This window comes from Cupriavidus sp. SK-4 (assembly GCF_000611125.1).
In the GTDB taxonomy this organism is placed as follows: Bacteria; Pseudomonadota; Gammaproteobacteria; order Burkholderiales; family Burkholderiaceae; genus Cupriavidus; species Cupriavidus necator.
Genome location: NZ_JFJW01000171.1, coordinates 14762 through 36190, shown reverse-complemented (window position 1 = coordinate 36190; position 21429 = coordinate 14762). Strand labels below are relative to the sequence as shown.

Below are 21429 nucleotides of genomic sequence, written 5' to 3'. Positions count from 1 at the left end.
TCAGGCCTGGACGGCGCGCTCGATGATGTCGAGCGCCTTAGCGAACAGAGCGTCGTCGATGGTCAGTGGGTACAGGAAGCGGATAGCGTTGCCATGCATGCCGCAGCTTAGCAGCAGCAGACCTTCTTCCATGGCGTTGCGCTGGACTTGTTGAAGTCGCGCCGCGTCCGGCTTGCCGGTCTGCGGGTCGCGAAATTCGATGGCGACCATGGATCCTAGGCCGCGCACCTCGGCGATGACTGGGCAGCGCTCGCGCAGAGCTTCGAGGCGTTGGGTGAGCTGCGCGCCCAGCTTCTGCGAACGCTCGCACAGTTTTTCTTCGGCCAGGACGTCCAGCACCGCATGGGCCGCAGCGACAGCCAGGGCGTTGGCCGCGTAGGTGCCACCGAGTCCGCCCGGCGCCGGCGCATCCATAACCTCGGCACGACCGCACACGCCAGACAGCGGCAGTCCACCCGCCAGGCTCTTGGCCATGGTAATCAGATCAGGCCTGACGTCGAAGTGCTCCATGGCGAAAATCTTGCCAGTACGCCCGAAACCGGTCTGGATTTCATCGGCAATGAGGAGGATACCGTGCTGGTCGCACAGTGTACGCAGGCCACGCATCAGTTCGGCAGGCGCCACATTGAACCCGCCTTCACCCTGCACCGGCTCCAGGATGATCGCGGCAACGCGCTGTGGGTCAATGTCGGTCTTGAAGAGACTCTCAATGGCAGCCAGAGCGTCATTGGTGCTGACTCCCTGCAGTGCGGCCGGGTACGGTACGTGAAACACATCGCTAGGGAAGGGACCGAAGCCGAGCTTGTACGGAGCCACCTTACCGGTCAGCGCCATGCCCATCAGCGTGCGGCCGTGAAAACCACCACCGAAGGCGACCACGCCCGGACGGCCAGTGTGGGCACGTGCGATTTTGATGGCGTTCTCCACAGCTTCGGCGCCCGTGGTGAAGAACGCAGTCTTTGCCGGCCCTTCAATCGGCGCGAGTGCGTTGATTCGTTCGGCCAGTGCTACGGCGCTCTCGTAGGGAACGATCTGGTAGGCCGTGTGGGTGAAGCGTCGCAGTTGTTCTTCCACTGCCTGCACGATCCGGGGATGGCGATGCCCGGTGTTCAACACGGCGATGCCGGCGGCAAAGTCAATGTACTCGCGCCCCTCGACGTCCCACAGCAACGCGTTCTCGGCGCGGTCCGCATAGAAGTTGCACATCACGCCTACGCCGCGGGGCGTGGCCGCCGTACGGCGCTGCTGCAAGTCGGCGTTCATAGGTTTGCTCACGATAAATACTCCTTTTTGAAGATGGCAATGGGCGCATTACATCGGCAGCTTGATCCCTTCTAAAGAGCCAATCTGAGGTTCCTAAAGGGGCCAATCCCATCGTTGGACGGGTGCGCCTAACCACGTTGGTCTCAGGCACTCCGCCAATCGCGCTCGGAAAGACAGCTGGACCCCCCAATTGCTCGAGCACAAGAGCCGTGCATTGGTACTAAGCGATTAAACGTCACATCGCAAATTGGCCGGACCAGTAGTCCACTTTAACGGCACTCCACGCACCTCGCACCACTCATAGTATGCGCTAGTACATTGTTTTTATGGTGCTTTTTCCGCTGACATTGAAAGCAAGGGAAAACACCTACGTGACCTTGACCGAAGAAGAACATATTCTCAACTGGCCTGACCACTAGTCCAAACCAGCGTATCATGCACAATCTGGAAGCTGTCTCTGCTCAGCGCCTCTACCGACTGATTGCGGAGCGCATCGCCGAAAAAATCCGCTCCGGCGAGTTCCTTGTCGGAACGCGTCTGCCCGCGGAGCGGGACCTCGCAGACATCCTGCAGGTCAGCCGCTCGTCTGTGCGTGAGGCCTTGATCGCACTGGAACTGAGCGGATACGTGGAAGTGCGAGTGGGCAGTGGCGTCTATGTGATGGCAACGCGCGGCAACGAAGCCAGCTTCGTAACGGACGCTGCTCGCTGTATCACCGAGCTGGCCAGCGACATTGGCCCCTTTGAATTGCTCGAAACGCGTTTACTGATTGAGCCCGAATGCGCTGCACAAGCCGCGCAGAAGGGCACGGACCAACAGCTCGCGAAGATTCGCGAAGCACAGGAATCGCTCTCAGAAGCCGGCGCCCCGAGTCACTACGACCGGGCATTTCATGCCGCCATCGCAGCCGCTTGTGGCAACGCCGCCCTGGATGCGGTGGTCTCCCATGTCTGGGACCTTGCGGAAGCCAGCCTCGTCTACGAGCGCCTGGACAAGCATTTCGTCGACAGCAAAGTCTGGGATGTCGCGCTCCTCGAGCACGACCGAATCGCGGACGCGATCCTTGAGCGGGACCCAATCCGCGCACGCCATGCAATGTACGCACATCTGATTGCCATCATGGCGCGCCTACGCGAAGACCTCGCCGGCAGCCTGCCTGACATCGCCGCACGGCCTGCTGCCAGCGGCAAGGTGCACCAATTGCGGTTGTCCCGATGAAGCCTCGACCCACTACCCCAATTCGAAACAAACCCACTGGAGTCATCATGCGTCTTCTAAAGAGTCGATTGAGCACCTTGCTTGCCGCCACGGCATTTGCGGTCGCTACGCTGCCCGCGCACGCGCTCGACATCAAGCTCGGCCATGTACTGGCCGCCAGCCATAGCTGGCACAAGGCCGCAGAAGGATTCGCTGCCGAGGTCAAGGACAAAACCGCTGGCCGCGTCAATTTCATCCTGTTCCCCAGCGGTCAACTCGGCAATGAGAAGACCATGGTTGAAGGCATGCAGATCGGCAGCCAGGGCGCGGCGGTTATCGGATCGGGCTCGTTGCAGCCGGTGGACGCGCGCTTTGGCGTGGTTGAACTGCCATACACCTGGAACAACGCCGCACAGGCCTACAGAGCCTATGACGGCGACCTCGGAAAGGCGCTGGAGAAGATTGCCGATGGCAAGAACCTGGTGCTGCTGTCCTGGTGGGAGAACGGCTTTCGCCACATCACAAACAATCGCGGTCCTATCAAGACGCCGGCTGACCTGAAGGGCCTGAAAACGCGCGTCACGCCCGACAAGATGCGGCTCGACACCTTTACCCTACTGGGAGCCGCGCCCGCGCCGCTGGCATTCGGCGAGCTCTACTCTGCGCTGCAGCAGAAGGTGTTCGACGCCCAGGAGAACCCGCTGTCCATCATCTACACCTCGTCGTTCTTCGAGGTGCAGAAGTACCTGTCGCTGACGGGCCACGTGTGGAGCCCCGCGAGCCTGGTCGTGTCGAAGTCAGTCTGGAACCGCATCTCGCCCGACGACCGCAAGGCCATCAAGGCTGCCGCGGATCACTGGCGCGACGAACAACGCCGCATGATCACCGAAAGCGACAAGCAATACCTAACCCAACTCAAAGACAAGGGGATGTCGATTAACGAAGTGGACAAGGCTCCGTTCGCCACCGCCATCGCCCCAGTATGGAAGTCGTATGAGGCGGCGTTCGGCCCGGAACTCATGGGTCTGGTGAAGAAGTACCGCGAGACAAAATAATGCTCACGCGCCTTTCATACGCCCTCTCCGCGCTGAGCAAGGCATTCGTCGCCGTCGCCTGCGCTGTGCTCGCGGTGCTGGTTACCGTCGTGGTATTCCAGCGCTTCGTCACGCACGACACACCGCGCTGGGCCGAGGAGCTGCCGCGTCTTGTGCTGGTGTGGTCCGCTTTCATTGGTGGCGTGGCCTGCAGCCGAGACCGCAGCCACCTAATGGCCGGCCTCCTGCCTTTCATCGTCAAGAACCCGCGAGTGCTAGGCATGGTAGACCGAGTCAACCATGTGCTGATCATCGCCGGACTGGTGGCCCTGGGTTGGGCTGGCTGGCAACTGGCGCAAATGACTATGGACCAGATGCTGCCCGCCATCAACGTCTCGGCCGGCGTGGTCTACCTCGCGCTGCCGATCGCCTGCGCGCTTACGGCTGTCGTCCATGTCGCCCAGCTCTTCGAGCCTTGGCCCCCGGCGCATGCCGAGTCTTTTTCCCTGGAGTAATGCGTGTCGAGCGGAGCTCTCTTTCTTATGGGCGTCTTCATGCTCACCATGCTGGTGGACTTGCCCATTGTCTATGGCATGGTGCTCTCGGGGCTTGCTTACCTGGCGCTTTTCGACGCCGCGCCGGTCGCCGTGGCCGCGCAGCAGTATGTCTCGGGCCTAGACAGCTTCACGCTGCTGGCCATCCCCCTGTTCATTCTTGCCGCCCAGTTGATGAACGGCGCGGGCCTCACGCAACGCATCGTGCGCCTGTGCGCGGCCATCGTCGGCGATATCAAGGGTGGGCTGGCCGTCGTCGCCGTTATGTCCTGCCTAGTCTTCGGCGCCCTGTCTGGCTCTGGGGTTGCCGACGTCGTGGCCATCGGCAGCCTGCTGCTGCCGGCAATGGCGCGCGCGGGCTACGACAAGGGCTTCAGTTGCTCGCTCGTAGGATGCGCCGGCACCACCGCTACCATCGTGCCCCCCAGCATCGTGCTCATCATCTACGGCACAACCACCAACACCTCGGTGGGCAAGCTCTTTATGGCAGGCATCGTGCCGGCCGTACTGCTGAGCCTGTCGTTGATCGTCATCGCTGTCTGGCAGGCACGCAAGTACAACTGGAGCGGCGGCAAACCCTTCGAGTGGGCCGAGCTTCGTGCATCGCTGGTCGATTCTCTGCCCGCGCTCATGGTGCCGGTTCTGATCATCGGCGGGATCCGTCTCGGTGTGTTCACGGCCTCGGAGGCCGCTTCCAGCGCCATCGCCTATTCGCTGTTAATCGGATTGTTCTGGTACCGCACGCTATCGCTGAGCGCCATCTGGAAGAGTCTCAAGTCGGCAGGCGAAGGCAGCGCGTCCATTTTGCTGATGATTGGCGCCTCGGGCTTTTTCGCGTGGATCCTGGTTGCAGAACAGGTGCCACAGGCATTGGCCTCGCTGCTGGCGAACTGGACCGACAGCCGCACCACGGTGCTGCTGCTCCTGACCGCCGTCTTGCTGTTGCTCGGCACGTTCATGGAGGCAATCCCAATCATCATCATCGTCGCTCCCGTCGTGATGCCGGTGCTCGCGCACTACCAGATCGACCCGGTGCACTTCGGCATCCTGCTGACTATCAACATGGCCATTGGCGCGGTCTCGCCGCCCGTGGGTGTGGATCTGATGGCCGCCTGCAAGGTGGGCGGCATCACGATGATGCAGACGTTGCGACCACTGACATGGATGATGCTTGCGATGGTGGGCGTGCTGATGCTCGTCACCTTCGTGCCTGATCTCGTGATGTTCCTCCCGAGGCATGTGCAATGATAATGCGCCCTACCCCCTCCCGCCGCCCGGTTACGCTGCGCCGAAGCTGGCTGTTCACCTCAGGCATGGACGAGCGCGCGCAGGCGGCCGCGCTTGCCAGCGGCGCCGACGTACTGGTTCCCGACCTTGAGGAGTTCACTGCGCCGGCCGACCGTCCCGTGGCGCGCCCACGCGTGGCCGCGCTGATGTCGCGCTGCCGCGCGCTGGGTATTGTCGCTGCGGTACGCATCAACCGACTAACTGGTGACGGCTGGGACGACCTGCGCGGCGTCATGCCTGGATCGCCGGACGCGGTTTTTCTACCCTACGTAGAGAGTGCCGACGAGATCGCCACACTGGATCGCGCCATATCGGCACTCGAAGCCGAGTTGGGACTGCCGACAGGGACCACCGAGATCGTCCCGACCATTGAATCGGCGCTTGGCTTCATTCATATCCAGCACATCCTGGCAGCAAGCGAGCGCGTTCGTGCGTGCCTGCTTGCGGCCGAGGATCTCACGGCCGATCTCGGCGCCGAGCGCGGCCCCGACAGCCTGGAACTCAACCATCTGCGCAGCCGCTTCCACGTTGAGTGCCGGGCCGCCGGCCGCGTGGCCATCGACTGTCCGTACAACTACCGAGATATGCAGGCGCAGGCTGAGGATCTTGCCTGGGCCCGCCGCATCGGCCTCAAAGCCAAGTGCGCAGTGTATCCGGAGCAGGTCGCGCAGATCCATGCAGCATTCACGCCATCCATCGCGCAGGTTGAACTCGCAAAAGAACTGGTGGCGCGTTTCGAAGCAGCTCGCCGCGGCGAACCCATTGGTGACGCGCTCGTGGAGAGTCCCGACTACCACACGGCGCGGCGCCTGTTGACCCGTGACGCCGAATTTAAAACCTGGACCGCCTAGGCGCGGACCGAGACAGACTACGGAGAATCCCCTTGACATCGACTTTGCATTCAACGCCTGCTACCCTGCCGCGCCGCAACGGCGGCCAGATCCTGATGCAGCAACTGCGCATCCACGGCACCCGCCGCGTGTTTCTGGTGCCTGGAGAGAGCTACCTGCCCTGCATCGACGCGCTCAATGAGCACAAGGGTGCCATCGAACCCATTGTCTGCCGCCAGGAAAGCGGCGCTGCCTACATGGCCGAGGCAATGGGCAAGCTCACCGGCGAACCGGGCATCTGCTTCGTGACGCGTGGCCCCGGCGCGACCAATGCCAGCATCGGCGTGCACACCGCCTTCCAGGACTCGACGCCGATGATTCTATTCATCGGCCAGGTGGGCAACGACTTCTACGAGCGTGAGGCCTTCCAGGAGATCGACTATCGCCGCATGTTCGGCCAGATGGCCAAGTGGGTAGCGCAGATCGACCGTACCGAGCGCATTCCTGAGTACATCTCGCGTGCGTTCTCGATCGCCACCAGCGGCCGCCCCGGCCCCGTCGTACTGGCACTGCCGGAAGACACGTTGTGGGGCACAGCCGAGGTGGCCGACCTGCCGCGCTACACCCGCGCCCACAGCCACCCGGGTGCGGACGACATGCAGCGGATGGCGGAGCTGTTGGAGACCGCCGAGCGCCCCTTCATGATCGTGGGCGGCACGGGCTGGACGCGCGAAGCCATCAGCCATGTCGAGGACTTTGCCGTGCGCTTCCAACTGCCCGTGGGCACGGCATGGCGTCGCCTCGAGTGCTTCGACCAGCGCAGCCCCAACGCAGCCGGCCATGTTGGCTGGGCGATGACGCCCGAGTTGCGCCAGCGTCTTCGCGATGCCGATGTGGTCCTGGCCGTAGGCACTCGCTTGGGCGAGGCAACCACCGAGGGCTACACCGTCATCGAAAGTCCAATGCCGCGTCAGAAGCTGATCCATGTCTACCCAGACGCCAGCGAACTTGGACGGGTCTTCGCACCCACGCAGGCCATTGTGGCGGACGTGTCAAGCTTTGCGAACGCCTTGGCGTCCCTCACGCCCCTCCAGCCCCTGCAGCGCAAGGCCTGGGTTGATTCTGCACGCGCGGAGTACCTGGCGAGCCTGAATCCACTGCCGGCCAAGGGCCCGTTCTCCCTCGACGAGGCTGCGGCCATCGCGGCCGAGCAGCTTCCGCGCGACGCCTGCATCACCGTGGGCGCGGGCAACTACGCGCTCTATCCGCACCGCTACCGCCAGTACACAGGCCCCGGTACCAGCCTGACGCCGACCGTCGGCTCCATGGGCTACGGCCTGCCTGCAGCGATCTCGGCCAAGCTCGAGAACCCGGACCGCACCGTGGTGTGCTACGCCGGTGACGGCTGCTTCCAGATGAACCTGCAGGAGTTGGGTGTCGCGCTCCAGTACCGCGTGGGCGTGGTCGTGCTGGTGTTCAACAACGGCATCTGGGGGACCATCCGCGCACACCAGGAACGTGAGTTCCCGGGCCGCGACATTGCACTGTCCTTCTCCAATCCGGACTTCGCGGCCCTGGTACGCAGCTATGGCGGCCACGGTGAAGTGGTAGTGCGCACCGAAGACTTTTCTGCGGCACTGGCGCGGGCGTGCGCCTTCGCCGACCGGGAGAAGCTGCCAGCGCTCATCGAGCTGCGCTACGACGCTGACGGCATCGCCCCCGGTGAAACCCTCGCCGGCATTCGGGAGGCTGCCTATATTCGGCAACAGGCGGCCACATCCTCGAACTGACGCAGGAGCACCACATCATGAGTACATTCGATAACACTCAGAGTCTCGCCATCAACGGTCAGCGCCTGTGGCAGTCTTTGATGGACCTGGCCCGCATCGGCGCCACGCCCAAGGGCGGCAACGCCCGGCTGGCGCTGACCGCCCTGGATGGCCAAGGCCGCGACCTGGTGGTCGGCTGGATGAAAGACGCCGGCCTTGAGATCCATGTTGACCAGATCGGCAACATTTTTGGCCGCCGTGCCGGCCGCAACAACGCCTTGCCCCCTGTCATGACCGGCAGCCACATCGACACGCAACCGACGGGCGGCAAGTTCGACGGCTGCTACGGCGTGATGGCGGGACTGGAAGTGATGCGCACTCTCCAGGAGCGCGGCGTCCAGACCGAGGCGCCCCTGGAACTGATTATCTGGACCAACGAAGAGGGCTCGCGCTTCCTGCCAGTGATGATGGGCTCGGGCGTCTTCACTGGGCGCTTCACCCTGGACACCGCGCTCAACGCCCGCGACAGCGCCGGCCTGAGCGTGCGCGACGAGCTGGCTGCCATCGGCTATGCAGGCACCGAGCCTGTGAGCGAGCGCCCGGTCGGGGCCTACTTCGAAGCCCACATTGAGCAGGGCCCCGTGCTCGAAGCCCAGAACAAAGTCATCGGAGCCGTTACGGGTTCGCTGGGCGTGCGCTGGTATGACGTCACGGTCACCGGGATGGAGATGCACGCGGGCCCCACGCCAATGCCCGTGCGCAAGGATGCGCTCGTTGCCGCCTGCGAGATGGTGCAGACGGTGATTGGCATCGCCAACGACAATCTGCCGCATGGCCGTGGCACCGTGGGCGTGCTCAACGTGCGCCCTTCGTCGCGCAATGTGGTGCCTGGCCGCGTGGATTTCACTGTGGATCTTCGTCATATTTACGCGGAAACACTGTCGGCGATGGACCGGCACCTGCGCGAGTCCTTCGCAACGATCGCGCAACGCCACGACGTGGAGCTCGATCTGCGCCTGGCTCAATACAACATGCCCACCCCATTCGCGCCGGAGCTCGTGGACAGCGTTCGCGAGAGCGCCGTGCGCCGCGGCTTGTCCACCATGGACATCGTCACCGGCGCGGGTCACGACGCCGTGCACATGGCCATGGCCCACCCCACGGCCATGATCTTTGTGCCATGCAAGGATGGCGTGAGCCACAACGAGATCGAGGACGCCCAGCCCGCGCATCTTGAAGCCGGCTGCAACGTCCTGCTCGATGCCATGCTGGCGCGTGCCGGCGTCGCGGCCTGATGCTGCTTCCAATCGGAGAAAACACATGGAACTGCACAACCTCGCCTACTGGCGGAGCAGGGCCGAAGCGATGCGCTTCGATGGCCTGGCGTACATCGACGGGGCCTACACTCCCGCCACCGACGGTGCCACGTTTGCCTGCATCAGCCCCATCGACGGCCGCAAGCTAGCCGACGTTGCGGCCTGTGGTGAAGCCGACGTGAACCGGGCGGTGGCAGCCGCACGGCGCACCTTCGAATCCCGGGTCTGGTCTGGCCTGGCGCCGCGCGAGCGCAAACGGCGCCTCCAGCGCCTGGCCGCACTGATCGAGCAGCATGCCGAGGAGCTCGCGCTGATCGAGGCCCTCGACATGGGCAAGCCGGTGCGCGACGCCCTGCTGTTCGACGTGCCCGAGACCGCGCGCTGCTATGCCTGGTACGGCGAAGCCGTGGATCAGCATTACGACGAAATTGCCCCCACCCACGAGGGTGCGCTCGCCACCATCACGCGCGAGCCCCTCGGCGTGGTCGCGGCCGTGGTGCCGTGGAATTTCCCGCTGATGATGTCGGCCTGGAAGGTGGCGCCGGCATTAGCCGCAGGCAACAGCGTGGTGCTAAAGCCTGCCGAGCAGTCGTCGCTTAGCGCGTTGCGCCTGGCGGCGCTCACCGCCGAAGCTGGCATTCCTCCGGGCGTGTTCAACGTGGTGCCCGGTCTGGGCGCAGTAGCCGGCCAGGCTCTGGGCCTGCACCCGGACGTAGACTGCCTGGCCTTCACCGGCTCGACCCTCACCGGCAAGCGATTCATGCGCTATTCCGCCGACTCGAACCTCAAGCGTGTCTGGCTGGAGTGCGGCGGCAAGTCCCCGCACATTATCTTCGACGACTGCCCCGACCTCGACCGCGCGGCGCTGGTCGCCGCCCAGGCCATCTTCGTCAATCAGGGCGAAGTCTGCATTGCCGGCTCGCGGCTGTACGTGCAGGAAGGCATCTACGACGCTTTCATGGAGCGCCTCACGGCACACGCTCAGGCGATGGCCCCGGGCGACCCGCTCGACCCCGAGGCCCCAATGGGCGCGATCGTCGATGAACGGCAGATGCAAGGCGTACTGGCCCGCATCGAGGCCGGTGTGCGCGAGGGCGCACGGCTTCGCACCGGTGGCCAGCGCGTGCGCAACGAGACGGGCGGCTACTACATCGAACCGACAATCTTCGACTGCGCCACCCAAGACCTGTCGGTGGTGCGCGAAGAGATCTTCGGGCCGGTGCTCGCGGTGCAGCGCTTCGCGACCGAGGAAGACGCCATCCGGCTGGCCAATGACTCGGTCTACGGCCTCGGTGCCGGCCTGTGGACCAGCAGCGTCGGCCGCGCCCACCGGCTCTCGCGCCGGATGCGCGCCGGGCTAGTGTGGGTCAACTGCTACGCCGACGGCGACATCACCGTGCCGTTCGGCGGCGTCAAGCAGTCTGGCTTCGGCCGGGACAAGTCCTTGCATGCACTGGAAAAGTACAGCGACCTGAAAACTACTTGGATCGATTTGCGGGATTGAACCTGAACCACGACGTGCCCTCCCCCGGGGGGCACGGTTGCCACACAACAAGAGATACTGAGGAACTGCCATGAACCGCCCCGTAGCCGCTGGAGAGCCAGCGAAAGCAACCCACAGCATCAAGCGCATCGCCGTTGCGAGCGTCATTGGCACCACTGTCGAGTGGTACGATCTGTTTATCTTCGCCACAGCGTCCGCGCTGGTCTTTAACAAGATCTTTTTCCCGGCGTTTGACCCACTGGTGGGCACGCTGCTGGCTTTCGGGACTTTCGCCTCGGCCTATGTCGCGCGCATTGTGGGCGCGGCGCTATTCGGCCACTTCGGCGACAAGGTCGGGCGGAAGTCGATGCTGCTGGTCTCCCTCGTCATGATGGGCATGGCGACTTTTGCCATCGGCCTGCTGCCGGACTACAAGACGATCGGCGTCTGGGCCCCGATCCTGCTCCTGACGTTGCGCGTTATCCAGGGCCTCGCGCTGGGGGGCGAGTGGGGCGGCGCCGTTCTGATGGCCGTGGAGCATGCGCCCTCCAACCGCAGGGGATTGTATGGCTCCTGGGTGCAGATCGGCGTCCCGCTCGGCACCTTGATCGCCAACTTGGTCTTCCTGGTCAGCAATGCGTTGATGCCCGCCGAAGACATGCTGTCCTGGGGCTGGCGCATTCCCTTCCTCGCCAGCATCGTGCTGGTGGGGGTGGGCATGTATATCCGCTTGAACATTGCCGAGACCCCGTCATTCAAGAAGGTCAAGGCAGCGGACGAGCAGGTCAAGGTCCCGCTGTTCGAAGTCTTCGCACGCAACTGGCGCCAGGTGCTGCTCGGCGGCGTGGCCACCATGTCCACCGGCACTTCGTACAACCTGCTGGTTGCGTTTGGACTGACCTATGGCACGCAGACTCTGGGCCACACCCGCAATGAGATGCTTGTGGTTGTGCTGGCGGCCTGCGCACTCTGCGTCGCCCTGCTGCCGCTCTTCGGCCGCCTTTCGGACACCTTTGGGCGCAAGCCGGTGATCCTCGCGGGCATTGCCGCTGAGGCTCTGCTGGCATTTCCGCTGTTCTGGCTCATGGATTCGCACGGATTCGTCGGGGCGCTTTTGGGCTATCTGCTGATGATGACCGCATTCGCTGCCAACTATGGCCCCATTGCCACCTTCCTGGCCGAACTGTTCGGCACCAAGGTCCGCTATTCGGGCCTGTCCATCGCCTACATGCTGTCGGGCCTGCTGGGTAGCGCCGCAACGCCCATCATCACCACCGCCCTTCTGTCAGCGACGGGACGTGGGTCGTCCATCGCCTGGTACATGATCGGCTCGGCCATCCTGTCCGCCATTTCGTTGTGGCTGCTCGCAGAGACGCTGGGGCGGGAACGCGATGAAGGTGCCGTCACGCACTCGGCCGCAACGGTGGGGAGGGTGTCGTGAGCGTATCCCCCATCCCTCCTGAACTGCTCGCCCGCCTGCGGGCGGTGAGCTTCCCCACCCTGGGTCATCTGCTGGAAGATGGGTTCGTCGACTCGGGTATCCGGGCACTCGTCCCGAACGTCAAGGTCGTCGGCCGGGCAGTCACCCTGCAGGTCACTGACGCCGATGCCGTGGCCGTGAACCAGGCGTTGGCCAGCCTCACCCCCGGTGACGTGCTGGTGATCGACATGGGGGGCGACCATACGCACGCCCCCGTCGGTGCCGTGACCGCCTGCGCAGCAGCCAGCGCGGGCGCTGCGGCCATCGTGGTTGACGGCGTCGTCACCGACATCCTGGAGCTACGCGAAACGAAGCTCCCGGTCTTTGCACGCGGCACGAGCCTGCTGACGACCAAGCGCCTGGGCGCCGGACGTAGCCAGCTCAACATCCCGGTGCGCTGCGGGGGCGCTGTCGCGCGGCCTGGTGATCTGGTCCTTGCGGACGACAACGGTGTGATGTTCCTGGACGCCGACACTGCCGCCCGCGTGGTCGACGAGGCGCTGGCCTCCGACCGGGCCGAGCCAGCCATCCTGGCCAAGTTGCGCGCGGGCGAACCAGTCACTCGCGTGTTGCTTGGCAGCTAAGACGACTTCCCCTTGCACTCCATCAGGAGAACCCCGATGTCCTCTCTATCCCTTTCCTCCCTGCGCACGGTGCCCGCGCTTGCATTCGCAGCGGCCCTGCTTTCTGCCACGTTGGCCCCGGCAGGCAATGCGCACGCTCAGACGCGCGGCGGTACGCTGTCGGCCATCGTCCAGCCCGAGCCGCCAGTGCTGGTCAGTGCGATCAATTCCCAGGCACCCACCCAGTACGTTGCCGGCAAGATCTACCAGGGCCTGCTGACCTATAGCCCAGATCTCAAGCCGCAGCCCGAGCTGGCCAAGAGCTGGACGATCTCGCCGGATGGTCTGACCTACACCTTCGAGCTGCAAAGTGGCGTGAAGTGGCACGACGGCAAGCCGTTCACGGCTGCCGACGCGGCATTCACCATTGGTCAGCTACTGCCTGAAGTGCATGTGCGCACGCGCGCCGTGCTCAACAAGTACGTTGCCTCCGTACGTGCCGTGAGCGCATCCACGCTCGAGATCAAGCTGAAGGAACCGTTCCCGCCCTTCATCATGATGTTCGAGGTCGGCACGATGCCGATGATGCCCAAGCATCTTTATGAGGGCACGGACTATCGCAAGAACCCGGCCAACCAAACGCCGGTAGGCACCGGCCCCTTTATGTTCAAGGAGTGGAAGAAGGGTGCCTACATCAAGCTCGTGCGAAATCCCAACTACTGGAAGAAGGGGCTGCCCTACCTCGATGAACTGGTGTTCAACGTGATTCCGGATTCGGCGTCGCGTGCAGTCGCCTTTGAACGCGGCGACGTGCAGGTGCTGCGTGGCGGCGACGTTGACAACGTGGACGTCAAGCGGTTGCGCGCGATCTCTGGCGTCGAGTATACGACCAAAGGCTGGGAACTGTTCTCGCCGATGGCCTACCTCATCCTGAACCAGCGCAAGCCCCCGTTCGACAACGTCAAAGTACGCCAGGCCGCGATGCATGCGCTCAACCGCAAGCTCATTGCCGAGAACATCTTCTTCGGGCTGGGCAAGCCGGCGACAGGTCCCTTCACCTCCAACACGCTGTTCTACGACAAGAACACGCCGACGTTCGACTTCAACCTGAAGAAGGCCAGAGAACTCGTCAAGGAATCTGGCGTGGACGTAGCCAAGTATCCGGTCAAGATCCTCTCCACCTCCTATGGTGCCAACTGGGACCGCCTTGATGAGTACATCAAGCAGATGCTGGAGAGCATCGGCCTGAAGGTGAGCATCGAGTCGTCGGACGCGGGTAGCTGGTCCGGCCGCGTGAGCAACTGGGACTTCGACATGACGGTCACCTTCGCCTACCAGTACGGCGACCCGGCACTGGGTGTGGAGCGCTTCTACCGCAGCACCAATATCGTCAAGGGATCGCCCTTCGCCAACGTGCAGGGCTACAACAATCCCAAGGTAGATCAGCTCTGGATGCGCGGTGGCTCCACGCAGGTAGCTGCCGAGCGCCAAAGCGCCTACAGCGAGATACAGAAGCTGCTTACCAGCGAAGTGGCCAATGCCAACCTGCTGGAAATGGAGTTCCCCACCCTCTACCGCGCCAACGTGAAGAACCTCGTTACCACGGCAATTGGCCTGAACGAGTCGTTTGACAAGGTCTACATCGACAAAAAGTGAGCCCAGCCGTGGGCCGCAGTTGGTCGGCCCGCGGCTCCTACCTTGCGCCTGGAGCCCTCGATGAACTTCCTCTCCTTTCTGTCGTCCCGACTCGCAAAGGCCCTCGTGGTCGTGCTCGGTGTCGTCATTCTGAACTTCTTCCTCGTTCGCATGGCGCCCGGCGATCCGGCCACGGTACTGGCCGGGGAGGCCGGCGCTGGCGATGAGGTCTTCGTCAGTCAACTGCGCGAGCAATTTGGACTCGACAAGCCGCTCGTTATCCAACTCGGTACCTACCTCAAGGGAATCGCCCAGCTTGATCTCGGCTATTCCTACCGAAACCGGCTGCCGGTGCTGGATCTGATCCTCGACCGGCTGCCCGCGACATTCCTGCTCATGGGCGGCGCCTTCCTGTTCTCCATCGTGATGGGCGTGGCACTTGGCGTCCTGGCCGCCCGGACACGTTACGAGAACCGGCGCCGGTGGCTTGACAGCGCACTGATGTCCGGCGCCCTGCTGCTCTATGCCACGCCGTTGTTCTGGTTGTCGCTAATGGCCATCATCCTGTTCTCGGTCGTACTCGGTTGGCTGCCGGCTTTCGGCATGGAATCGATCGGCGCCAACCTGAGCGGATTCGACCGTATGCTGGACATCGCCCACCACATGGTGCTGCCCACGTTGTCGCTCGGCTGCTTCTTCATGGCCGTCTATGTGCGTCTCACGCGAGCATCGATGCTCGAAGCGATGGGCATGGATTTTGTGAAAACCGCGCGCGCCAAGGGCGTTCCGGCACGTCGTGTGATCCGCGTACATGTGCTGCGCAACGCCTTGCTGCCGGTCATCACCTTTGCAGGCATCCAGCTCGGCCAGATGGCAGGCGGTGCGGTACTCACCGAGACCGTATTCGCCTGGCCCGGCATCGGCCGCCTGATGTTTGATGCGCTGCTTCAGCGCGACTACCAGCTTCTGCTGGGCATCTTCTTCATGACCTCGGTCCTGGTCGTGACCTTCAACCTGGTGACCGACATCGTCTACCGGTTCGTCGATCCCCGCATCGCAGCCGGTCAAGGAGCACCCGCATGAAATCCTTCCTTCGCCGCTTCTCGCGCAACTACGGCGCGCTGTTTGGGGTATTCATCTTCCTGGCTGTCCTATTCTTCGCAGGAACCGCCTCGCTGTTCTACGAAGAGTCGCCGTGGACGATGGTCTCCTCGCCGCTGGTGGAACCGTTCACCGACCCGTCGCTGCCCTTCGGCACCGACATGTTGGGCCGTGACGTCACGGCCGGCATGCTCTACGGCGCGCGCGTGTCGCTGCTGGTTGGTGTTGTCTCCACCATCGTGGCCCTGGTGTTCGGCATCCTGATAGGCGCGGTCGCTGGCTACAGCGGCGGTCGGATCGATGATGGGCTGATGCGCTTCACCGAGTTCTTCCAGACCATCCCCCAACTGGCGATGGCGGTGGTGATCGTGGCCATTTTCAGCCCCTCGCTGGTGACAATTGTGGGAGCCATCGCGGTCGTGTCGTGGCCGCCGGTGGCGCGGCTCGTGCGTGCCGAGTTCCTGAGCCTCAAACAACGCGAGTTCGTTCAGGCTGCCGTCGTGATCGGCCAGAAGCCGCTGCGCGTGATCCTCACTCAGATCCTTCCCAACGCGCTTTCGCCCATCATCGTCACCGCTTCGTTCATGGTCGCCACCGCCATCCTCACCGAGTCGTCCTTGTCCTTTCTCGGCCTGGGCGACCGCAACATGATGAGCTGGGGCTTCATGATCGGCGCCTCGCGCACCATGCTGCGCGAGGCCTGGTGGATGAGCGTGTGGCCCGGTGTCGCCATCCTCCTGACCGTGCTCGCCATCAACTTGATTGGCGAAGGCCTCAACGATGCCCTGAACCCGCAACTGCGCAAGCGCGGCGAATAGGAGATCCCCATGCCCCAGAAAGATCCATCCCAGGCGCCGCTGCTGTCGATCCAGCAGCTCAGCATCCCACTGCCCCCAGGTGCGGACCGCTCCTATGCGGTAAAGGACATCTCATTTGACCTGTTCCCCGGCGAAATCCTTTGCATCGTCGGTGAGTCGGGTTCGGGCAAGTCCATGAGCTCCAACGCCATCATGGGCCTGCTTCCCCCCGGCCTCGTGCCCGAAAGCGGCCGGATTCTGTTCCAGGGCCGTGACCTGCTCCAGCTCGACGAAGCCACCCTGCTGTCCATGCGGGGCAAGGACATGGCCATGGTGTTCCAGGAGCCGCTGTCCGCGTTGAATCCCTTGATGACCGTGGGCGACCAGATCGCCGAAGTCATGCGCGTGCATCGCAGTCATGAGCCCGAGGCCTGCGAACGCCGCGTACTGGAGCTGCTCGAGTTCGTTGGTCTGCCTGATCCTGCGACGCTGCGCCACAGCTACCCGTTCCGCTTGTCGGGCGGCCAGCGCCAACGCGTCGTCATCGCGATGGCCCTAGCGCTCGAACCCGGCTTGCTGATCGCCGACGAGCCGACCACGGCTCTGGACGTGACGACACAGGCGCAGATCCTCGCGCTCATTCGCCGCATCCAGGACGAGAAAGGCATGGGCGTGATGTTCGTGACCCACGACTTTGGCGTGGTGGCTGAAATTGCCGATCGCGTCGCTGTCATGGAAAAGGGCCGCCTGGTCGAGATTGGCCCCGCCGAGCAGGTGCTCAACGCGCCCCGGCACCCGTACACTCGGAGACTTATTGGCGCCGTACCCCGCGGCCGCGCACAGCGGACGTCGTCGACGCAGGCGGAAACCGTGCTGGCGGTGCGCAACCTGCGCAAGACCTACGCCACCGGAGGCGGCTGGTTCGCGCCAAAACGTGTGGTCCACGCGGTGAATGACGTGAGCTTCAGTGTTCGCCGTGGTGAGACGCTAGGGATTGTCGGCGAATCGGGCTCGGGCAAGTCCACCATCGGGAAGTGCCTGTTGCGCCTGACAGATATCGATGGAGGAGAGTTGCTGTTTGACGGCTGCAACCTCGCCATGCTGAGTGAACGCCAATTCCGTCCTCTGCGCCGCGACGTGCAAATGATCTTCCAGGATCCTTTCGCCTCGCTGAACCCCCGGCACACCGTCGGCCGGATCATTTCCGACGGGCCGGTCGCTAATGGGATGCCCGTCGCCGCGGCGCACCGTCGCACCCGTGAGCTGCTGGAGCTGGTGGGTCTGGAGGCGTCGGCCTTCGACCGCTACCCCAACCAGTTTTCGGGCGGTCAGCGCCAGCGCATTGGCATCGCACGTGCGCTGGCGCTTGAGCCGAAGCTCATCGTCGCGGACGAATCCGTCTCAGCTCTCGACGTGTCGGTCCAAGCCCAGGTGCTGGAGCTGCTGGGCCGGCTGCAAAAGCAGCTAAACCTCGCGTTGATTTTCATTACACACGACCTGCGGGTTGCCGCCCAGATCTGCCACCACGTCATCGTCATGCACCGCGGCGGCGTGGTGGAGTCCGGCCCGCCGTCGCGCATCTTCGACGACCCGCAGCACGAATACACCCGCCGTCTTATTGGCTCCATTCCTGGACAGACTTGGGAGCCGCCAGTCGATGCTCCTGCTGCGGCCTGCGCGTGAACGGCCATCTATCGACAATCTCCCTCTCTTGAGGAGTGCAAGTGACCCTCTCCAACTTCGGCATCGCTGGCGTCCAGATGTACGTCTCCGCCTCACAAGACAACGTAGAACGCATGGGTGGCTACATGAAGCACATCAGCAAGCGTTTCCCCTGGGTGCGCATGGTGCTATTCCCGGAGTTGTGCCCGCTCGGTCCCAGCCGCGAGAAGGCTGAGGCGCTGCCAGGGCCGACCGAAGAGCGCCTGCGCGAACTGGCCCGCGAGACCGGCCTGTGGCTGATCCCCGGGTCGATGTTCGAATCTGTGGCGACACCCGACGGCACCGTGGTCTACAACACCACGCCGGTCATCGATCCGCACGGCAATGTGGTGACTCGCTGCCGCAAGCTGTTCCCGTTCCGCCCCTATGAAGCCGGCGTCGACGGCGGCACTGAGTTCTGCGTGTTCGACGTGCCGGATGTTGGGCGATTCGGGGTCTCGATCTGCTACGACATGTGGTTCCCCGAGACCACGCGGTCCCTGGTCGCCCTCGGTTCGGAGGTGATCCTTCATCCGACCATGACAGACACGATCGACCGCGACGTCGAACTGGCGATCGCCCGAGCCTCGGCAGTGACCAACCAGGTCTATTTCTTCGACATCAACGGTATCGGCGACGGCGGCGTCGGCCGCTCCATCGTCTGCGATCCGTCTGGATATGTGCTGCACGAGTCCCAGGCGGGTGATGAGATCATCGCCATCGAAATCGACCTGCAGCGCGTGCGCCGGGAACGGGAACGCGGTCTGCGCAGCTTGGGCCAGCCGCTGAAGAGCTTCCGCGACCGAGCGTGTGAGTTTCCCGTGTACGCGCGCAATGGGGCGAACGGCTATCTCCACACCCTTGGCCCGCTGACCAAGCCCGTCTGAGCATGCCTTGCCGTTGTCAGAAGAAACGTGGAACCAATCCTATGAGCCAGAAGATCCGCACCATCGCCGACATGCTGTTGATGTTCCACCGCAACGAGCGTCCCATCTATTTCATCAGCGCCACCAATTTCAACCTGCTCGGTGTAGATCGATGGGTCAACCGTTTCCGCTACATCAGCTACATCGACTGCTTCGACGGCAGGCACCCCAACGTCTTCGTTCCCAGCGAGACGCCCCATGAGGAGTTCGAGTCCATTGAGGACATTAACAACTACCTGCTGCAGCACAAGGAAGTGATCGACCTCATCGAGCGCCGCGGCGGCCGACCGGTGGCCACCTTCCTGATGTTCGACGAGAAGACCGAAGCGCTGGCTAAGGAAATTGGCATGGACGTATGGTTCCCGCCCGCAGCCCTGCGCCAGCGCTGCGACAACAAGATGGAGACCGTGCGCATCGGCAACAAGGCTGGCGTCCAATCGGTACCGAACACGCTCCAGAAGGTCACCAGCTACGAGGGACTCCTATGCGCCGCCGGTGCGGCGGGTCTCGGAACAGATCTCGTGGTGCAGTCAGCGTTCGGAGACTCCGGCCACACGACCTTCTTCATTGCCAGCGAAGCTGACTTTGAGAAACACAAGGACGACATCGTCGGCGAGGCCGAGGTCAAGGTCATGAAGCGCATCAACTGTCGCGGCGCTACTCTGGAAGCCTGTGCCACACAGTCCGGTACGCTAGTTGGTCCCCTCCTCACCGAGGTCGTGGGCGCGCAGGAGTTGACACCCTACAAGGGGGGCTGGTGTGGCAACGAGATCTTCCCTGGCGCGTTCTCGGAGGAGGTGCGTGCCAAGGCGCGCGATATGGCTGAGCGCTTTGGCAACCAGTTGCTCGAGGAGGGCTACCGCGGCTACTTCGACCTTGATTTCCTGGTTGATCAGGACACGGGAGAAGTCTATCTGGGTGAATTGAATCCGCGTATTTGCGGCGCCAGCCCGATGACCAACCACGCTGCCTTCGCCTACGCCGATGCCCCTCTGTTCCTGTTCCACCTGCTCGAGTTCTCGGGTATGCCCTTCGACCTCAACGTCAAGGAAATAAATGACCGCTGGGCGCAGCCGCAATTCATCGACTCGTGGTCGCAACTCGTCATCAAGTCTACGCAAATTCAGGTGGACGAACTCGTTAGCGCGCCGCCGACAGGAATCTACCGGATGGCCGACGACGGCACCATTGGTTACCAGCGCTTCGATTATGAGCGACGCGCCATCGACTCCGAGCGCGAGGCGTTCTTTCTGCGCATCTCAGGCCCGGGCGACTACCGCTACCAGGGGGCCGATCTCGGCATCCTCATTACCCGCGGCCGGGCGATGAAAGACAACTTCCGTCTCAATGTACGCTCGCGCGACTGGATCCGGGGGATCCAGCAGCTCTACGCCGGCAAGCCGTTCGTTCCCGCGGCCAACGAACCCGCCCCCGCCCCGGGCACGTTCAAGATCCTCTAATGTCATGACCCTCCATGCCGTTCACATTCCGGTGCGCTTCGAAGCGTGGGTGGAGGACCAGCCAGGTCCCCAATGGAGAGCGCGCTTCGACCGGTACTGGCCCGCCTACCGCACCTGGTTCCTGCGCACCGGTACGGTTGGTCGCCCGAGCTATCTCGATTGTCGCCGCGCACTGCGCAAGCACATGCCAGAGCTTGTTTCAGTATGGGAATCGCTCGTGGACCTGGCCGGCGGCGGTGACATCGAAGCGCGCTTTCTGTCCTTATGGTGCCCGCCGCCGTACATCGGCGGCTGCACGCAAGCCATATGGACGGACCCTGCAGGCCACGAGGAGCCGGCGCTGGTGCGCAACTACGACTATGCGCCCGCCCTGCTTGAAGGCGACTGGGTGGCGACCCGCTGGCGTGGCGCGCGCGTCGTCGCCATGAGCGACTGCTTGTGGGGGGCGCTTGACGGCCTCAACGAAAGTGGGCTCGCCTGCTCGCTGTCCTTCGGCGGGCGCACCGTATCCGGCGAGGGATTCGGGGTCCCTCTGGTACTGCGCTATGTGCTGGAGGTCGCCACCACGACCCGCGAGGCCATCCGTCTCCTCGAGCGCGTGCCCGTGAGTACCACCTACAGCATCACGCTGCTTGATCGCCAGGGCGACTGGGCCACGGTATTCGTGGCGCCGGACAGGGCTACAGAAGTCCACCGCCTGGCCGTCGTTGCGAACCACCAGAAGTGCGTCGAATGGCCCGAGCACGCCAAGGCGACCCGATCCGTGGAGCGCCAGCAGTGGCTCGAGGGCCGCATGACACAGCCGGGAAGTGCCCGCGACATTGCGATGGCGCTGATGCGTCCCCCGATGCTTCAGGACTCGTACCAACGCGGCTACGGAACGCTCTATACCGCCACCTACTGGCCTCGCAGCGGCGCGGTCGAGATGCAATGGCCAGGGAGAGAACCGTGGATGCAGTCGGTGGCCACGTTCGCCGAGAGCGAGCGCACTGTCCTCTTCTCGTTTGCGCCCGGTGAGCCGCGCCAGCAGTGA

At 63.5% G+C, this 21429-nt stretch carries 18 protein-coding genes; 17 read left to right on the top strand and 1 reads right to left on the bottom strand.

What is annotated here, in order from left to right; all coding sequences use genetic code 11:
• The gene (locus CF68_RS32410) at nt 1-1263 is read right to left on the bottom strand and encodes a 4-aminobutyrate--2-oxoglutarate transaminase (RefSeq protein ID WP_035827132.1); all 1263 of its coding nucleotides are present in this window, start codon (nt 1261-1263) and stop codon (nt 1-3) included.
• A gap of 435 nt (nt 1264-1698) precedes the next feature.
• On the opposite strand from CF68_RS32410, the gene CF68_RS32405 reads away from it, so the two are divergent.
• The 17 genes from CF68_RS32405 (at nt 1699) to CF68_RS32325 (ending at nt 21429) form a co-directional block, all read left to right on the top strand.
• Nucleotides 1699-2481, top strand: coding sequence for a FadR/GntR family transcriptional regulator (locus CF68_RS32405; RefSeq protein ID WP_035827130.1), 783 nt, complete (start codon nt 1699-1701; stop codon nt 2479-2481).
• Between the two features lie 47 nt (nt 2482-2528).
• Nucleotides 2529-3515 carry a DctP family TRAP transporter solute-binding subunit gene (locus CF68_RS32400; RefSeq protein ID WP_035827127.1) on the top strand — a complete coding sequence of 329 codons (987 nt, stop codon included), beginning with the start codon at nt 2529-2531 and terminating at the stop codon, nt 3513-3515.
• Entirely contained in the window at nt 3515-4009 is a 495-nt protein-coding gene (locus CF68_RS32395) for a TRAP transporter small permease (RefSeq protein WP_013958632.1), read from the top strand. Before CF68_RS32400 ends, CF68_RS32395 begins: the two co-directional genes overlap by 1 nt.
• Nucleotides 4010-4012: 3 nt before the next feature.
• Nucleotides 4013-5296 carry a TRAP transporter large permease gene (locus tag CF68_RS32390; protein WP_035827125.1) on the top strand — a complete coding sequence of 428 codons (1284 nt, stop codon included), beginning with the start codon at nt 4013-4015 and terminating at the stop codon, nt 5294-5296.
• Complete coding sequence (locus CF68_RS32385) at nt 5293-6186, top strand: CoA ester lyase (RefSeq protein WP_084187575.1); 894 nt, start codon at nt 5293-5295, stop codon at nt 6184-6186. Before CF68_RS32390 ends, CF68_RS32385 begins: the two co-directional genes overlap by 4 nt.
• Nucleotides 6187-6281: 95 nt before the next feature.
• The gene (locus tag CF68_RS32380; protein ID WP_051591792.1) at nt 6282-7955 is read left to right on the top strand and encodes a thiamine pyrophosphate-binding protein; all 1674 of its coding nucleotides are present in this window, start codon (nt 6282-6284) and stop codon (nt 7953-7955) included.
• A 17-nt stretch (nt 7956-7972) separates the two neighbouring features.
• Nucleotides 7973-9229: a Zn-dependent hydrolase gene (locus CF68_RS32375; RefSeq protein ID WP_035827119.1), complete on the top strand. Its 1257-nt coding sequence runs from the start codon at nt 7973-7975 to the stop codon at nt 9227-9229.
• Between the two features lie 25 nt (nt 9230-9254).
• Nucleotides 9255-10754, top strand: coding sequence for an aldehyde dehydrogenase (locus CF68_RS32370; protein WP_035827117.1), 1500 nt, complete (start codon nt 9255-9257; stop codon nt 10752-10754).
• A 70-nt stretch (nt 10755-10824) separates the two neighbouring features.
• Complete coding sequence (locus CF68_RS32365; RefSeq protein ID WP_035827114.1) at nt 10825-12174, top strand: MFS transporter; 1350 nt, start codon at nt 10825-10827, stop codon at nt 12172-12174.
• Nucleotides 12171-12797 (top strand): RraA family protein, encoded by a 627-nt coding sequence (locus CF68_RS32360; RefSeq protein ID WP_084187574.1) that lies wholly within the window; start codon nt 12171-12173, stop codon nt 12795-12797. The genes CF68_RS32365 and CF68_RS32360 overlap by 4 nt, the downstream gene beginning before the upstream one ends.
• 36 nt (nt 12798-12833) lie before the next feature.
• Nucleotides 12834-14432 (top strand): ABC transporter substrate-binding protein, encoded by a 1599-nt coding sequence (locus CF68_RS32355; RefSeq protein WP_035827112.1) that lies wholly within the window; start codon nt 12834-12836, stop codon nt 14430-14432.
• A gap of 60 nt (nt 14433-14492) precedes the next feature.
• Nucleotides 14493-15494: an ABC transporter permease gene (locus tag CF68_RS32350; protein ID WP_035827110.1), complete on the top strand. Its 1002-nt coding sequence runs from the start codon at nt 14493-14495 to the stop codon at nt 15492-15494.
• A complete protein-coding gene (locus CF68_RS32345) occupies nt 15491-16330 on the top strand; it encodes an ABC transporter permease (RefSeq protein WP_013958622.1) in 840 nt (279 codons plus the stop codon). Before CF68_RS32350 ends, CF68_RS32345 begins: the two co-directional genes overlap by 4 nt.
• Before the next feature lie 9 nt (nt 16331-16339).
• Nucleotides 16340-17992 carry an ABC transporter ATP-binding protein gene (locus CF68_RS32340; RefSeq protein WP_035827107.1) on the top strand — a complete coding sequence of 551 codons (1653 nt, stop codon included), beginning with the start codon at nt 16340-16342 and terminating at the stop codon, nt 17990-17992.
• Nucleotides 17993-18033: 41 nt separating this feature from the next.
• Nucleotides 18034-18897, top strand: coding sequence for a carbon-nitrogen hydrolase family protein (locus tag CF68_RS32335; RefSeq protein WP_152548588.1), 864 nt, complete (start codon nt 18034-18036; stop codon nt 18895-18897).
• A gap of 2 nt (nt 18898-18899) precedes the next feature.
• Complete coding sequence (locus CF68_RS32330; protein WP_013958619.1) at nt 18900-20396, top strand: biotin carboxylase; 1497 nt, start codon at nt 18900-18902, stop codon at nt 20394-20396.
• A gap of 4 nt (nt 20397-20400) precedes the next feature.
• Nucleotides 20401-21429 carry a C45 family autoproteolytic acyltransferase/hydolase gene (locus tag CF68_RS32325; RefSeq protein WP_035827102.1) on the top strand — a complete coding sequence of 343 codons (1029 nt, stop codon included), beginning with the start codon at nt 20401-20403 and terminating at the stop codon, nt 21427-21429.

Bases quoted from the DNA above. Each gene is read 5' to 3' on its own strand.
- CF68_RS32410 (WP_035827132.1), bottom strand. From the start codon at position 1,263: ATGAACGCCGACTTGCAGCAGCGCCGTACGGCGGCCACGCCCCGCGGC.
- CF68_RS32405 (WP_035827130.1), top strand. From the start codon at position 1,699: ATGCACAATCTGGAAGCTGTCTCTGCTCAGCGCCTCTACCGACTGATT.
- CF68_RS32400 (WP_035827127.1), top strand. From the start codon at position 2,529: ATGCGTCTTCTAAAGAGTCGATTGAGCACCTTGCTTGCCGCCACGGCA.
- CF68_RS32395 (WP_013958632.1), top strand. From the start codon at position 3,515: ATGCTCACGCGCCTTTCATACGCCCTCTCCGCGCTGAGCAAGGCATTC.
- CF68_RS32385 (WP_084187575.1), top strand. From the start codon at position 5,293: ATGATAATGCGCCCTACCCCCTCCCGCCGCCCGGTTACGCTGCGCCGA.
- CF68_RS32380 (WP_051591792.1), top strand. From the start codon at position 6,282: ATGCAGCAACTGCGCATCCACGGCACCCGCCGCGTGTTTCTGGTGCCT.
- CF68_RS32375 (WP_035827119.1), top strand. From the start codon at position 7,973: ATGAGTACATTCGATAACACTCAGAGTCTCGCCATCAACGGTCAGCGC.
- CF68_RS32370 (WP_035827117.1), top strand. From the start codon at position 9,255: ATGGAACTGCACAACCTCGCCTACTGGCGGAGCAGGGCCGAAGCGATG.
- CF68_RS32365 (WP_035827114.1), top strand. From the start codon at position 10,825: ATGAACCGCCCCGTAGCCGCTGGAGAGCCAGCGAAAGCAACCCACAGC.
- CF68_RS32355 (WP_035827112.1), top strand. From the start codon at position 12,834: ATGTCCTCTCTATCCCTTTCCTCCCTGCGCACGGTGCCCGCGCTTGCA.
- CF68_RS32350 (WP_035827110.1), top strand. From the start codon at position 14,493: ATGAACTTCCTCTCCTTTCTGTCGTCCCGACTCGCAAAGGCCCTCGTG.
- CF68_RS32345 (WP_013958622.1), top strand. From the start codon at position 15,491: ATGAAATCCTTCCTTCGCCGCTTCTCGCGCAACTACGGCGCGCTGTTT.
- CF68_RS32340 (WP_035827107.1), top strand. From the start codon at position 16,340: ATGCCCCAGAAAGATCCATCCCAGGCGCCGCTGCTGTCGATCCAGCAG.
- CF68_RS32330 (WP_013958619.1), top strand. From the start codon at position 18,900: ATGCCTTGCCGTTGTCAGAAGAAACGTGGAACCAATCCTATGAGCCAG.
- CF68_RS32325 (WP_035827102.1), top strand. From the start codon at position 20,401: ATGACCCTCCATGCCGTTCACATTCCGGTGCGCTTCGAAGCGTGGGTG.